At 37.2% G+C, this 13,974-nt stretch carries 12 protein-coding genes and 3 pseudogenes; 6 read left to right on the top strand and 9 right to left on the bottom strand.

Features of this window, described 5'->3' with window-relative positions; all coding sequences use genetic code 11:
• The first annotated feature begins 3 nt into the window (after nt 1-3).
• Nucleotides 4-1,161 (top strand): MFS transporter, encoded by a 1,158-nt coding sequence (locus ACYF68_RS03065; RefSeq protein WP_461045357.1) that lies wholly within the window; start codon nt 4-6, stop codon nt 1,159-1,161.
• A gap of 379 nt (nt 1,162-1,540) precedes the next feature.
• Here the strand turns inward: ACYF68_RS03065 and ACYF68_RS03060 are convergent.
• The 4 genes and pseudogenes from ACYF68_RS03060 to ACYF68_RS03045 all read right to left on the bottom strand — a co-directional run.
• Nucleotides 1,541-1,765, bottom strand: a pseudogene (locus ACYF68_RS03060) (AAA family ATPase); the annotation flags it as partial.
• 443 nt (nt 1,766-2,208) lie between these two features.
• A complete protein-coding gene (locus tag ACYF68_RS03055; protein ID WP_052254370.1) occupies nt 2,209-2,619 on the bottom strand; it encodes a DUF1878 family protein in 411 nt (136 codons plus the stop codon).
• Between the two features lie 63 nt (nt 2,620-2,682).
• A complete protein-coding gene (locus ACYF68_RS03050) occupies nt 2,683-3,114 on the bottom strand; it encodes a hypothetical protein (protein WP_461045356.1) in 432 nt (143 codons plus the stop codon).
• Between the two features lie 277 nt (nt 3,115-3,391).
• The gene (locus ACYF68_RS03045) at nt 3,392-4,387 is read right to left on the bottom strand and encodes an NAD(P)/FAD-dependent oxidoreductase (RefSeq protein ID WP_461045355.1); all 996 of its coding nucleotides are present in this window, start codon (nt 4,385-4,387) and stop codon (nt 3,392-3,394) included.
• An 80-nt stretch (nt 4,388-4,467) separates the two neighbouring features.
• On the opposite strand from ACYF68_RS03045, the gene ACYF68_RS03040 reads away from it, so the two are divergent.
• From ACYF68_RS03040 to ACYF68_RS03020, 5 genes and pseudogenes are all read left to right on the top strand, one after another.
• Complete coding sequence (locus ACYF68_RS03040; protein ID WP_461045354.1) at nt 4,468-5,445, top strand: ABC transporter substrate-binding protein; 978 nt, start codon at nt 4,468-4,470, stop codon at nt 5,443-5,445.
• Entirely contained in the window at nt 5,420-6,121 is a 702-nt protein-coding gene (locus ACYF68_RS03035; RefSeq protein ID WP_461045353.1) for a FecCD family ABC transporter permease, read from the top strand. The genes ACYF68_RS03040 and ACYF68_RS03035 overlap by 26 nt, the downstream gene beginning before the upstream one ends.
• Nucleotides 6,054-6,452, top strand: coding sequence for a FecCD family ABC transporter permease (locus ACYF68_RS03030; protein WP_461045352.1), 399 nt, complete (start codon nt 6,054-6,056; stop codon nt 6,450-6,452). Before ACYF68_RS03035 ends, ACYF68_RS03030 begins: the two co-directional genes overlap by 68 nt.
• A pseudogene (locus ACYF68_RS03025) lies at nt 6,449-7,422 on the top strand (FecCD family ABC transporter permease). The gene ACYF68_RS03030 and the pseudogene ACYF68_RS03025 overlap by 4 nt, the downstream one beginning before the upstream one ends.
• Nucleotides 7,423-7,434: 12 nt before the next feature.
• Nucleotides 7,435-8,220: an ABC transporter ATP-binding protein gene (locus ACYF68_RS03020; protein ID WP_461045351.1), complete on the top strand. Its 786-nt coding sequence runs from the start codon at nt 7,435-7,437 to the stop codon at nt 8,218-8,220.
• A gap of 348 nt (nt 8,221-8,568) precedes the next feature.
• On the opposite strand, the gene ACYF68_RS03015 is transcribed toward ACYF68_RS03020, so the two are convergent.
• From ACYF68_RS03015 to ACYF68_RS02995, 5 genes and pseudogenes are all read right to left on the bottom strand, one after another.
• Entirely contained in the window at nt 8,569-9,075 is a 507-nt protein-coding gene (locus tag ACYF68_RS03015) for a ferritin (RefSeq protein WP_461045350.1), read from the bottom strand.
• A gap of 499 nt (nt 9,076-9,574) precedes the next feature.
• Nucleotides 9,575-9,934, bottom strand: a pseudogene (locus tag ACYF68_RS03010) (transposase); the annotation flags it as partial.
• Between the two features lie 655 nt (nt 9,935-10,589).
• On the bottom strand, nt 10,590-11,675 hold the full coding sequence (locus tag ACYF68_RS03005) for an IS30 family transposase (RefSeq protein ID WP_461045144.1): 1,086 nt from the start codon (nt 11,673-11,675) through the stop codon (nt 10,590-10,592).
• 749 nt (nt 11,676-12,424) lie between these two features.
• Nucleotides 12,425-12,655 (bottom strand): hypothetical protein, encoded by a 231-nt coding sequence (locus tag ACYF68_RS03000; protein WP_461045349.1) that lies wholly within the window; start codon nt 12,653-12,655, stop codon nt 12,425-12,427.
• A gap of 96 nt (nt 12,656-12,751) precedes the next feature.
• On the bottom strand, nt 12,752-13,939 hold the full coding sequence (locus ACYF68_RS02995; RefSeq protein WP_461045348.1) for a PDDEXK-like family protein: 1,188 nt from the start codon (nt 13,937-13,939) through the stop codon (nt 12,752-12,754).
• Nucleotides 13,940-13,974: the final 35 nt, after the last annotated feature.

Genomic DNA, 13,974 nt, shown 5'->3' with positions numbered 1-13,974 from the left:
GGGTTGATTAAGTTGAAAAAATGGATAATTTTACTCATCTTTGATATAGCATCCACTTTTGGGTCAAGAATTTTTTCTTTTGCTAGTGCATTTTATATACTTCAGCATACGGATACCACTTTTAAATACAGTATATACCTGTTCTTAATTGTGCTGGTGACAATCATTTCGGCACCAATGATGGGAGTTATCACAGATTCTTTAAATAATAAGAAACTGGTTCTATTCTCACAACTTTCTAGTATTATTGTGCTACTCTTTTTTTCTCTACTGTACGTTGAAATTGGTTTGAATATGATCATCGTCACTGGCATAATCCTCACATTAGTAGATAGTATCGTAGGCTTGGTTGTTCAATCTAACTTGAGAACGATAGCTGCCGAACAACTAGAGAGAGTGATTTCGCTGAGACAAACAATTGTTTCTTCGACAACTTTTCTAGCACCGGTAATCGGTGGCTTTCTAGTGGCTTTCGTCTCGATTGAAACGCTTGCTTTATTAACATTGTTCACTGAAGTCATAGCACTCATACTGTTACAGACACTACCTCTGAAAAAATTTATTGAGTTGCAAACAGAAGAGAATTTCTTCAAGAAGTTCAAAGATGGATTTGTATATATAAAGAGCAAACGTATCATTTTGACTTTTATAGCCTCTGCACTGTTCGTGAACTTTTTTATGAATTCACTAGTCGTAGGCGTCCCAATTTTATCAATACAAACTCTGAACCTGAAGTCTTTTCAATTTGGTCTAATTGAAGCGAGTATTACAGTTTCTATGCTTTTAGCTTCTCTGTACTTTTCTATATTTCCTATTAAGAAAAAAATAAAGTCGACCTTTAAGCTATCCGTCCTAATACAATTTTTAATTGTATTAGCCTTGGGTATATTCCTATTATTTGATAATACTGAGACAGGGTCTTTCATATTTCTTATGCTGGTGTACTTGTTACTCGGGTTCGCTTTAACACTGAATAATATTCCTTACTCCATTTACCTGCAGACGCATGTCGATGATGAATACAAGGGGCGCGTGTTTTCTCTAAATCAATCATTAGTTCAGGCAATTATGCCACTTTCAATGTTATTCTACGGTCTACTTCTGAATGATAACCAGGCATTTATTTATATACTTACTTCTTTGGGGTGTTACTGGTATTAATCATGTTTTCTATCATGAGTAGTAGGCAGCAGAGTTCTATTAAATATGAAATGAAAGACAATGATTTTTAATTTTGTCTCACTCTAGATTGATTTGTCGAAGCTGACATAGAGAGAGACTCTCATCACCCAATTCAAACTTTAAGTGAGAAATAAACTTCAGTATATGAATATCGTTATATATCAAAATGTCAAGATGTGTTTTTCTCTCTTAAATTTTTGATTGATTAGAGTAGACCCTAAATAGACATTATATATGTATTGATATGCTTAGCTTGTCACTTTAGACGCTATCTTGCACCTGTTTTAAGCGTTATTTTGCACTATAGTACATGTAAAGAGATTGGAACAAAGCCCTTTATGTTCCAACCTCTTTAAGTTTATTTTATGCCAAGTACTAAACTATCTCGTGCAGCTTCCACAACTTCTGTGGTAACAGTTTCAAGGTTATTAATTTCAAGTATTCTTTCAATCTGTGTAAAAAGTCTTTGTATCAATCTAAAGTTTCCACCAGTGATCTTAATGATACTGGTGATTGCCTCATAATCAGAAAAATCCTCAAGTTTTATAGAAATGCCTAGCTCATCCCACACATACTCCAAAATAAGTTTTTATAGTGTAACGTTAAGTAAAAAGTTTTTTACGACTGTTTACTGGTTTTATGAAACACAGATAACACCGTCAAAAGAGATACAGATACTTTCACGGTGTTTGCTGATGTTGAATTTCAATTTATTATTAACGAGCAATTTTATTGCGAGTGTGTCGCTTCCTCTCCATTAAGATAACAAAAGAGGCATAGCCTACATCTGTTCCATTATCGATCTATCAGCAGCTCAAAAGGTGTTGCCTTTTGAGACATCAAGAGGGTCTGGATGCTGTCGGTCTGTCAACTCCTTATCCTCCCTACGGTCCGGTGCCGTTGACAGACGCGATGTATTGCCTTCTTAGCGCTTTATAGCTGACGGCGGCACAAAATACGTTCAAAATAAAAAAAGAACGCTTAAAAGCGCTCTTAATGAAAAATTAGGATGTTCTTTGACTGGCCTTAGATTTGTTTTAATAGGAATTCGCAAACATTATCATTAATATTCTGTTTTTTTAAACTCATTAGTAAATATTTAATTTCAAAATCATGTGCAGTAATAACCTTTATGTAAGTCGAAAATTCCTCATAGGTAGGAGTGTCATTAGAATATAAGGAGTTTACATTAATACCTAAATTCATTAAGAATTTTTTATCGTCTTCTTCTAGTCTTTGATCAGTTACGTTTGTTGAATTTGAATTGTTTAAACGGTTATTAAAAATGTTGAGGATTTTTATTATTCCGTTTACTTGTTCACGTGTGAAATCATGATTTAAAGCGAAGAAAAAAAATGGGTAGTCATCACCATTTACCATTGAAAGTAGCAGCTTATTTTGATACTTCAGCAATTCAATTTCATTTTCAACATTCATTTATTTTTACCTCCTAAATTAGAAATTCCAGCCTGTCATTAAGTCCCAGACTGGAATTTTTTATCATCCTATAGCTAACATTATAGCCCATGCGATAGTTCTTGCAGAAGATGAAGGGAATCCTAATTGAAAGATCATAAAATCAATTAAACGTGCTTCAATTGAATCACTAAAACTTTCAAGTGCATCCGCTAATTCGTCAGCATGTTTATTAACCAAATCTCCATTTTTCTTACTAAGTACACTAACAATGCTATCTAATGCATTCCCGCCATATCGAAGAGCGAAAACTACTGCACTTTTTCTAAAACCTTGCGTTGTTATTTCACCATCTGTTTCTTCTTTGTATGTATCCTTCTTGTCTTTAACTTCCACGGATTCATTTGTTGCTACTGTTTCCAGTTTTGATTCTTCAGCTGCAAAAGTTGTTACTGGTGCTAACGTAAATAAGATTGTTACTACTAAAATCATTGCTATAAACTTTTTAAATACCAAACAAATACCTCCTAATTAGAACAATATTTGTATTACAACTTAATGGTAAATCAACCCTTCTAACATGTAAACATAAAATCTCAGTAATTTTCTAAAAATCAAATATGTATCAATCTTCCAATTAAATTTAAACTATTCATTATAATCCCTTCCTAATATTATTGTATGCTAAAAGTAGATCCTAAATATACAAAATTTCTAAAAAGCATAATTAGGATCCACACATGTATTGTTTATATGGGAAGACTGAAATTGAAGTGACTCGTCCCTAGTTATATTAGTTGTTAAATATTTTATTATGACTCGAGACCTTGCCAAATGCTTTAGAGTTTGGAGAAATATAATTTTTGGAAAGATTTACGGCGTTGGCTGCATCATTGATGCAGCTCGCTAATAATCTGGATTTGGTTGGGTGTCTAACAATATCTCCAATGGCATATACTCCATCAACTCCAGTAGAAGTATTGCTCTCTCCTCTTATAAAAATATCGTCCTCTATACTAATATCCAAGTCTATATTTTTAAAAAATGTACGGTCTTTTTCATAACCGTGATTGATGATGACATCATCAACATCTATTTCCACTAACTCATATTCTTTTTTAAGGGTCACTGAGTTAATTTTAAATCCATTTTTACTATTTAGCTGCTCAATTATACTATTGTCCAATAACATTACGCCTTTTTCCAATAACTTTTGCCTGGTGTACTCAAAGCCGGTTAACTCATCTCTTCGGAAACAGAGATATACTTTCTCTGCATAGTCTGCAACCTCACTGGCCCAGTCCATTGCACTATCACTGCCTCCTGAAATTACAACTTTTTTATTTTTAAATCTTTCTAAATCTGAAACTGTGTAATGTAGGTTTGTTGTTTCGAACTTTGAGGCTCCCTGAATATGTAAGCGGTGGGGTTTAATGATGCCTGTACCTGTGGCAATGATTATGATATCACTTTCATAAATGGCTTGGTTATCCGAGTGTGCTTGTAACGTACCATCCATATTCCTTTGTACCGACACTATTTTTGTATTTAGAATTACCTCTGGATTAAAATGCAGTCCTTGACGGACAAAGTTCCTTTTAACTTCATATCCTTTACTGGGTGCGACACCTCCTAAATCCCATATTGTCTTTTCCTCATATATATTAATTTTCCCACCTATCTCTGGGTTTGCTTCAATGATTCTCACTGACATATCTCGCAGGCCCGCATAAAACGCAGCATATAAACCTGCTGGGCCGCCACCGATGATTGTAATATTTTTTTTCATAAATTATACCCTCCTTATTGTATCGCAACTTAATTATGCTACAATTGAGAAGTATTATCAATTAGAGAAGGAGTGTTGTTATGAAGAAATACTTATATATAATAAGCTTAGCTGTTGCATTCACATTATCCGCTTGTGGCACTGACAGTGAAGTAGAATCCGAGAATGCTTCTAAAGCAGAAACGAATTCAATATCCATTGAACATGCCATGGGAACGACTGAAATAGAGGGAGAACCGGAACGAATCGTTTCCTTATATCAAGGTGCAACAGATGGTTTGGTGGCAATGGACATCGAGCCTGTCGGCGCTGTAGAATCTTGGGTGCAGCAACCGATGTATGACTACTTGTCCAAAGATCTGGAAAACACTACATATGTTGGATTGGAGACACAACCAAACCTAGAAGAAATTGCGAAGCTGGATCCAGACTTGATCATCGCTTCGAAAGTAAGGCATGAAGAAATATACGATAAACTTTCTAAAATCGCACCGACTGTAACTCATGAGACAGTAGATAAATTCAAAGATACATTGAACCTCATTGGAGAAGCGACAGGAAAAGAAGATAAAGCCGAAGCTTTGCTCAATGATTGGGAGAATAGAGTAAGCGATTTTCAAAAACAGATGGATACTAAATATGAAGATTGGCCATATAAAGCTTCAGTCATAAACTTCAGAGCCGACCATGCGAGAATTTATATTGGCGGCTTTCCTGGAGATATACTCTCTGAACTCGGATTTGAACGCAGTGACGCCCAAACAAAGGAACTTGAGGCTGGAAACGATATCCTGAAACTGCAATCTACCGAGAGTATCCCTACGATGAATGGTGATATTTTCTTCATGTTCAAAACTGATGTTCATAACCCCGACAGTAATGCAGTCATGGAAACGTATGATAAATGGAGTTCTCACCCACTATGGGCAAACTTAGATGCAGTAGAACAGGATAAAGTTTATGAAGTGGATGAAATAAGTTGGAATCTTGGAGGCGGCTACCAGTCTGCCAACATGATGCTGGATGAATTATATGAACACTTTGAACTTGAAAAATAAACAATGCTTTTTGAAATCCACTCAGCTTACATTCTCCATTTTCTTGTTTATCATACTCATGGTCACAATGTTTTTGAGCCTGGTCATTGGTCACACAGTTACACCTATATCTGAGATGATTGATGCCGTATTTAATTACAAAGATGAGAACAGCGTCCATGTAGCGATATTTACTACACGTTTATCACGGACATTGATTTCCGCACTAGTAGGCAGTGCATTAGCTGTTGCTGGTCTATTAATGCAGTCACTGACTCGGAACCCCATGGCGTCTCCAAGCATATTTGGGATTAATGCCGGCGCAATATTTTTTATCGTGTTCGCTTTGGTTGTCCTCGGCATCAACCGTATGGAGACTTTGCTTATTTTCGCATTCCTTGGGGCAACGGTGACTGCGTTGCTTGTTCTTCTCCTAGGCTCTCTGAATCAAAAGTTTGCATCTCCTACAAGACTGGTACTCGCAGGAGCCGCAGTTTCAGCTTTGTTCATGTCTTTTACACAAGGGTTTCTTGTATTGAATGAGAACAATTTGGAAACTGTTTTGTTTTGGATGGGAGGATCAAGTACGTCCCGTAACGTTTTTGATTCTGGGTTTTATAGCAGTGATAATGGTGATTGCAATGCTGCTGCCTCTAGGCATGGTAAAGCAATTGTCTCTTCTCAGGTATGGGGATGAGATGAGCCTCGCCCTCGGTCAAAATATAAAATATGTGAAGGGCATCATGATTATATTGATTATCATTCTAGCAGGCTCGTCAGTCGCCCTAGCCGGATTTATCGGTTTTGTGGGACTTGTGGTGCCACATATTGCACGCTATCTCGCGAGGCATGATTTTAAATACGCCATTATTTATTGTGTCATTCTTGGCGCGACTTTCGTCATCAGTGCTGATATATTTGCCCGTTTCATTATATCTCCACGTGAATTACCGGTTGGTGCGTTAACAACATTGATTGGTATTCCTTTCTTTATCTCTATTATTAGAAGGGACGTGGACACACTATGAAGCATATCTATAGACTGTGCGCCATCACATTATTGATGGTATCAGGAGTGTTCATTTCTTTAAGTCTCGGTAGTGAATCGATATCTTTTTGGGATACGATCCAATACTTGTTTACACTCAACCCTGATATCTCTTTTATCCTTCATGAAATTCGAGGGCCACGTGTGTTTATGGCTGTAGCCGTCGGGATGAGTCTTGCAATTAGTGGTGTCCTGATGCAGAACTTGATTCATAACCCCCTCGCTTCCCCTGATATATTGGGGATCAGTACAGGTGGTGCGATGATGGTCGTATTGGGTATCGCTCTGTTTCCTGAAGTGCCGACCAGTTTCTATCCGCTGCTTTCGATAATTGGTTCGTCTCTGATACTTGGGCTTATATTTATTTTAACTCGAAAGAAGATGGATACTTTTCGACTCGTACTGATTGGGATTGCACTTGAAACAACGGGAAGTGCCCTCATCATGATTTTCCTTCTCCTGGCTAAAACATATTCGACAAGTTCAGCCTACCACTGGCTGATCGGCAGTCTCTATTCAGCAACTTGGGAAAATCCATATTCATTATGGCAATCGTAGTTATAGGCGGCATCATCTCCATGCTTGCCGCCCACCATATGGATGTGTTTGGGTTAAAAGAAGATGTTTCCAGAGGACTTGGTCTTCATATTGGCAAGCATCGTGTATTTATGATTCTTCTTTCAATGGTTCTCTGTGCCATACCCATCGCATATGCCGGGGCCATTGGGTTCGTTGGACTCATCGCCCCTCATATCGCACGGCTCATAATCGGCAGGCAACATATCTTGCTCATTCCCAGTGCTGCATTAATCGGTGGATGTATTGTGCTATTTTCTGATACTGTGGCACGCACTATGTTCCTCCCACTGGATTTGCCAGTCGGTGTCTTCGTTGCCGGTGTTGGTGCACCATTTTTCTTATTCTTATTAATCACCTCAAAGGATATCTAGGAGGGAACGCTTATGCATAATATAGAACTTGAAAACATTTCAATAAAATACAGTGATCATACAATCATCGATGATATATCAATGGGTTTTCTAAAAAGCAAAGTAACCACAATTGTGGGGGCCAATGGCTGTGGAAAATCCAGTATATTAAAATCCATTGCCCGCCTTATAAAACTTGATTCGGGTTCAGTATCGCTGAATGGTTATAACATTGCTCAGACTCCCACTAAAAGTATCGCCAAAAATCTCGCAATTCTCCCCCAATCTGCAGAGGCTCCGAGTGGTGTTACTGTAGAAATGCTTGTAAAGCAGGGACGGTATCCTTACAAATCAATGGGGAAAGCGCTTGGTAAAGAAGATTATCGAATTGTGGAAAATGCATTGGAACTGACGAATATGACGGATTTCAGAAACCGGGATATGCAGGCACTCTCAGGTGGACAAAAACAACGCGCATGGATTGCTTTGACCTTAGCACAAGATACAGACATATTATTGCTGGATGAGCCGACCACGTATTTGGATATGGAGCATCAATATGAAGTGCTAGAGTTACTTAAGATGCTTAATGAGCGCCAAAATAAGACAATAATCATGGTTTTACATGATATTAATCTGGCTTCCCGATATTCAGATAGTATCATTGGGATAAAAGATCGAAAAATATATAGATCAGGTTGTCCCAATGATGTTATCAATGATTCATTTTTAAAATCTGTATTCAATGTTGAAAGCCAAATCATTAAAGATCCAGTGAGTGCTACACCCTACTGCATAACTTACTCTCATATAAGATGAAGATATTCCGGTCCTTTTTATAGAAGCTATCCCTCTATTACTCACAGTTGTATATAATAGTCGTGTTAATGAAATGTTTAAGAGGACTTGCTTACTGCAAGTCCTCTTACTGTTTATAAATAATCTATTAATAATAATTTTATAGTTATAAAGAATGATTAAATTTCAAGTTCAATTTAATCACTTGATGCTTCCCTTCCTATCGCACATTATGAAGAGTTCCAAGGAGGCTAAAAGTGGAAATAAAAGAATTTTAAGTCAGTTTAAGGAAGGTTATGAATGTTGCAGATGAGACATAGAAAACTGGCGGAATGAAATTTCGCCAGTTTTCTTTATTTATTCAATTAACTATTTAGCACCTTCGTCAAAACTGTGCTTAGCAAGTTCTCGCTCATAAATGAATAATGCATTATTGTCGTCTTTAATGCGCTCGATATAGTCAATGTGACGTTCGAATGTTGCTTCCTCCTCAACCTGTTCATCCAGGAACCATCTGATGAATGATAATGTCGCATATTCCTTCTCTTCCGTGGCAATATCTGAAATGTTGTAGAAGGATTTTGTCACTTCTCTTTCTTGTGCCAATCCTGCTTTGAAAGTATCGAGGATGGAGTTATAATCAATTTTTGGAGCAGGGATTTCTTTAAATACGGCATGAACACCCCGGTCATTCAGATAATCATAAAGCTTCATACCATGAAACCGCTCTTCTTTCGCCTGCTGGATATAAAAGTTAGCGAAACCGTCATAGCTTCTGGACTCACAATATGCAGCCATAGCCATATACTCATGTGCAGCCGCAAATTCATTATTCATCTGATTATTCAATGTTTCTTTTAGTCTTTCCGATAACATACTATAAACCTCCATTTATAAAACTTAATTATAATTACCCTCTTATCATTAAATATATCATTTTAATTGCCAAAAAATTTCGCTGTTTCTTTCCTAATTCTAAGTAAAACAATAGATTAGAAATGATTACGCGATGTACTAATGCTAACTGCTAAGAAATAGGGATTACGTATTTCTATAGACTTTGGCAATCTCTATATCCGTAAATCAGGATATATTAATGAAAATTCTGATTTATCTTTCGATTTATATAGTTAAGACAATCAAGTCGTTTTAATCTTACTACATAACTAAATCATTTTTTTATTTTAGTTCGCATGTATGGAAATCTGAACCACAAAAACTTTATCCATATTTTCAATGTGTGATTTATGTAGACCTTAAATAGACACTAATAGAGTAGTGATTCCACTGGTTGTCACTTTCGATGTTATTTTGCACTGATTTAAGCGATAATTTGCACTCTAGTTAAGAAGCCCAGCTAATCTTTTCACGAAGACAGCTGGGAGATTTCAGACATCGTCACCCCTTTTTGAAACATATGGATGACAAAAGATTCCAATGTGTCATTGGACCGCTTGTAAGGCGCAACGGTCTGCTGCTTGAAGTCCCCATTCCGGTCCCGGGGAATGTCAATCTGAAGGTCGCCATATTCGGTATGTAACGTGCGGGAATAGACGCCGTTTCTGGAGTTCCCGGAATTGAAGCCCACACGGTCATACTTTTCGTAGTCCAGGAATGCAGTCAATTCGGTTTTCAGTAATGTGTTCACCGCCGTTTCCAGGTGGCTGCGGAAGATTTCTGTGACATCGTCTTTTTTTACTAGAGCTTGAATAATATCTGATGTAAAATGATCCATAGGGGTCGTCCTCTTTTCTTGGATTTGGTGTGGTAACTTAATCTTACAAGAAAAGGACGCCCTTTTTCTATTTATTCATTTACACAAACTATTTTACGCTCTCTTATTCCTTTGTCATATATCATATCTATATATGTAACTTTATTTATTAACTTTAGATAAATAGATATAATTACTCTAAGATAAACACTTAAATAATGGACTTATAGTATTAGTAAGCAATATTAATATAGCGTCCAAATTGTAGGTTATTCATCAGGAAAAATCACTTCTATGCTTTCTGATGATATGTCGAACTTTCGCAAGTATGAAAATGAACTGCGAATCAGAATATGTGATGAGATAAACTGTAAAAATGTATTTGATGAAGGATTTTTAACTGAAGAAAGCAATGTTTTTTGTTCAGAGAAGTGCTGTTATTCTAGTATCGAAAATTTGAAAGATGATGATTTTGGAGATACTATTCTATACACAAATTGGTACGAAGAAACTCTTATATCTAAATAATATATTAACGTTAGCCTAATGATTTTTATAAATATCGTAAATTTCAAGTTTAAGTTAGCCACCTTGAGATATTCCTAATCCAGAGATTGTGAAAGTACTATGGTGGTGAGTGTGTTCCTCTCCCCCGAGGGGGAGAGGAGATTTTACACTAAGCGCTTTGAGCGGGTTGTGTCTGTTTGAATGCTTTGGCGAAACACTCGTGCGGGGTCTGATAGTCCAGGATTTTCCTTGGAAAATCGTTCATCCATCGCTGAATGCGTTGAATCTGTCGGTCACTGATTTCAGAGATCGGTTGCCCTTTCGGGATGAACCGGCGGATGAGCTTATGCTGGTTCTCGCTCGTGCCCCGTTCATATGAAGCAAACGGCCGGGCGAAATACACATCTGTCACTGCTTTTAGCGTGTCATACAGTTCGCTGAACTCCGAACCATTATCCGACGTGATGGTCTGAAACAATGATGGCATATGCGCGCCGGCACGGGAGTTCAATGCGTCCATGGCCTGTGTGACGGGCTGGGCAGCTTTACCATCGATTTTCAGGATGACTTCAAACCGTGTCTGTCGTTCGGCGAGTGTCAGCAGTACCGCATCATGCTTATGTTTGGCACCGATGACTGTGTCGATTTCCCAGTGGCCGAATGTCTCTCGGGTATTCACTGCTTCAGGGCGTTCGGAGATGGATGGTCCCATTTTCCGTTTGTGATCCGGTGCTTTGCGATGTTTTGATTTTGTATTGCGATGCAGCTTCTCAGTCAAGTCCATGTTTTTGGTGCGCATGATCTGACGGTCAATCCAGTTATACAGTGTCGTCGTACATGGAATAAGCGAGACTGGAAAGAGATCGCGTTGTTTCGCTGCACCGATGACCGCATCCGGGGACCAGTGATGATCCAGCATCTGAGTGTCTGCCCAATCCACAAAGGCATCCGACAAGCTCCATTTTGGTTGTCGTCCACAATGTTTGCGGTTTTGAATATAAGCGTCGTGGGCATGGTCAGGGTCATACACGGTATAATAGTAGTCGTACGTTTTGCCGTTCTGTTTCTGCCAGCGTATTTGTTGCACAGTGCCTCTGTTAATTTCGTTATTGATGGTTTGCGGTGCACGGCCCAATCGGTCTGCGATTTGACGATTGGAGTATTTCTCTCTCTTTAATATTGCGATTTGTGCCCGCTCATCTGTCACCAGGTGTTTTCCTTTGATGGGTTCAGTGGTATCATGAAGTTGCGTCATGTGATTTCATTCCTTTATTGAGAGTTGTGGTTAACTTCAATATAACATGAAATTCACATGGCGTTTTTTGTATCAAAGGTGGCTAAGTTCATTATAAAATCCGCCTTTTTATAAATATGGAAAATTTACATTCATATATGAATGTAAAGTGACTATACGTTCAGTTCCTTCACTCTTACTCGTGTGCAGATGTATTTGTTTACTTGGGCATCCTATTAAATCCTTCACTAATCGCAACACTGTCTTTTTTGACGGTAAATTGCATATATTTTAAGTGTTATTTTGCATAACCAACTTTAAATTCCAGCTGACTTCGTAAAAAGATTAGCTGGGCTTCTTAACTATAGTGAAAATTATCGTCTAAATCAGTGCAAATTAACATCGAAAATGACACATTCTTTTATACTATTTAATTTTTCGTTTGTCAAAATAAGCTATACCCTAAATGAATAACTATGTAGTAGTGATAACACTTAGTTGTCACGTTAAAAAATAAATTGCATCAATTTTAATTTTTATCTTGCATAGAATTTGAAAAAACCAGTAACCTTATACAGAGCTCACTGGTAAAAAACATTCATCCCCGTTTTTCTATAGACTCACCTTGAAGTTCCGGTTGAAATGTATGTCACGGTACTACTGTTTTTGGGTTGATGTTCTTAACGATATTTAAAATATCTTCTATTTAGAACGCTTTGTAAATGCGTATTTTGAACAAAAAAGACTATCATATAGATAGTCTTAATTTTTTAAATAGCTCCTGCTACTTCTCCTGCTTCAGCTAATTGTCTATTATCTTCTAAATACATCTTGATACCTTCAGCTGCACGGTAGGCAAATGCACCCACTGTTCCAGTAGGATTATAACCACCATTATGCGGGAAATTTGAGCCGCCGATGATATGGTCGTTATGCGCCGGGAAAATATCGAAGTGCTCTGTCAGTTCTCTGCGGACTGTTTCCGTTGCACCCATTTCCACCAAAATCTCTTCGATTTTTTGTCCAATAAAGTCATGGACCGCTCTGTCGTGATCTATAAGATCATACGTCAGGCGTAGCAGTGGAACATCCCAGTTTTATAATGTATATTCTTTTAATAATAACTTTTCCAAATCTTTTATTTCTCTATCAAAAAGTTCATTTAATTGTGATTCCAATGTAGCTTTTAAATTTTCATAATCATCCTCATAACCTTCATCATAAAAAAGTATTCTTTTTGAATAAATCGTAGTGTATACAGGTTTGAATTGATTATTGCGGCTCTTGAAAACCGAAGTATTGCGTGTAGCTATTTCATAAATATGCTTTCTGATAGCCTCTTCACCTGGACCGATAATAAATTTAAGCGTTAGTTCGTTTTTATAATTCTGAAATTCGAAAAGTAGAATCCGATATGTACTTGTCCACCCTTTCCCCTTTTTAGGTATCGCTTGATCGATGGCCTCAGTAGTAAAGCGTATGTAAGTTTTATTACTTAAGTCAAGAATAAGATTTGGCCTATCTTTAATGATTTCTTCTAGCATCACCCTTACCTCTGAATTTATATCCGGTTTAAACTCAAAGATAAGATCTAATGCTTTTCTATGTTTAAAGTATATATCCCTGCATGCCTTCTCAAGTTCATGATCTCCCACAACATACCTCCTCAACGTCTCTATATATTGTTGAACGAATAATTTAACACTTGTCTCCATAATATTTTCTTTAAGTGTCAGAGAGGATTCGATCATTTCTATAATTTGTGTGTAGCTTAAGCTTTTCCATAAATCCGAGTTGCTGGATTCGTCTCCAAAAGGGGTAAGGTAAATAAATAACTTTTGATACTCAGGGAATTCGTTTTGTATGATTTCTTGGTATTTCTTCAGCTGATGCTTGGATTCTTTGCTCCATATCTTATTCTCTATGACAACGATAAACTTATTCGATTCAGAAATGGTCAGCAGGTCTATATTGCGCCATTCTCTTCTAACTATCAGGTCATGATAATCCCATAATAATAATTGTAAGGACTCGTGATCAAGGAAAGTATTTCCATATATTTTGGTTATCTCCTGAATCATCTTTTTAATGAAAGCTCCTCCTAAACCATGTTGTTCGTTGGGGGTCATAAGCCATCCGAGTACATTACTGTGCCGTATCTCCTTGTTAACTACCCCTAAAGTTTCAAAAGCATTAAACTTGGATGTCTTTTCCTCTATCTGGTCTATTTCGTCTGTATCCATTAAAAAGTTTTGGAGTGCTTCTCTTTCTTCTTTGCTAATCATTACGCTCATCCTTTCTATACCTAAGTAAAAACCAA

Source organism: Salinicoccus sp. CNSTN-B1, assembly GCF_054792835.1.
This window is presented reverse-complemented; position numbering and strand designations above follow the sequence as displayed.

Coding starts and splice junctions, on each gene's coding strand:
- ACYF68_RS03035 (WP_461045353.1), top strand. CDS start 5,420: ATGAACACTTTGAACTTGAAAAATAAACAATGCTTTTTGAAATCCACT.
- ACYF68_RS03020 (WP_461045351.1), top strand. CDS start 7,435: ATGCATAATATAGAACTTGAAAACATTTCAATAAAATACAGTGATCAT.
- ACYF68_RS03015 (WP_461045350.1), bottom strand. CDS start 9,075: ATGTTATCGGAAAGACTAAAAGAAACATTGAATAATCAGATGAATAAT.
- ACYF68_RS03045 (WP_461045355.1), bottom strand. CDS start 4,387: ATGAAAAAAAATATTACAATCATCGGTGGCGGCCCAGCAGGTTTATAT.
- ACYF68_RS03040 (WP_461045354.1), top strand. CDS start 4,468: ATGAAGAAATACTTATATATAATAAGCTTAGCTGTTGCATTCACATTA.
- ACYF68_RS03055 (WP_052254370.1), bottom strand. CDS start 2,619: ATGAATGTTGAAAATGAAATTGAATTGCTGAAGTATCAAAATAAGCTG.
- ACYF68_RS02995 (WP_461045348.1), bottom strand. CDS start 13,939: ATGATTAGCAAAGAAGAAAGAGAAGCACTCCAAAACTTTTTAATGGAT.
- ACYF68_RS03005 (WP_461045144.1), bottom strand. CDS start 11,675: ATGACGCAACTTCATGATACCACTGAACCCATCAAAGGAAAACACCTG.
- ACYF68_RS03030 (WP_461045352.1), top strand. CDS start 6,054: ATGGTGATTGCAATGCTGCTGCCTCTAGGCATGGTAAAGCAATTGTCT.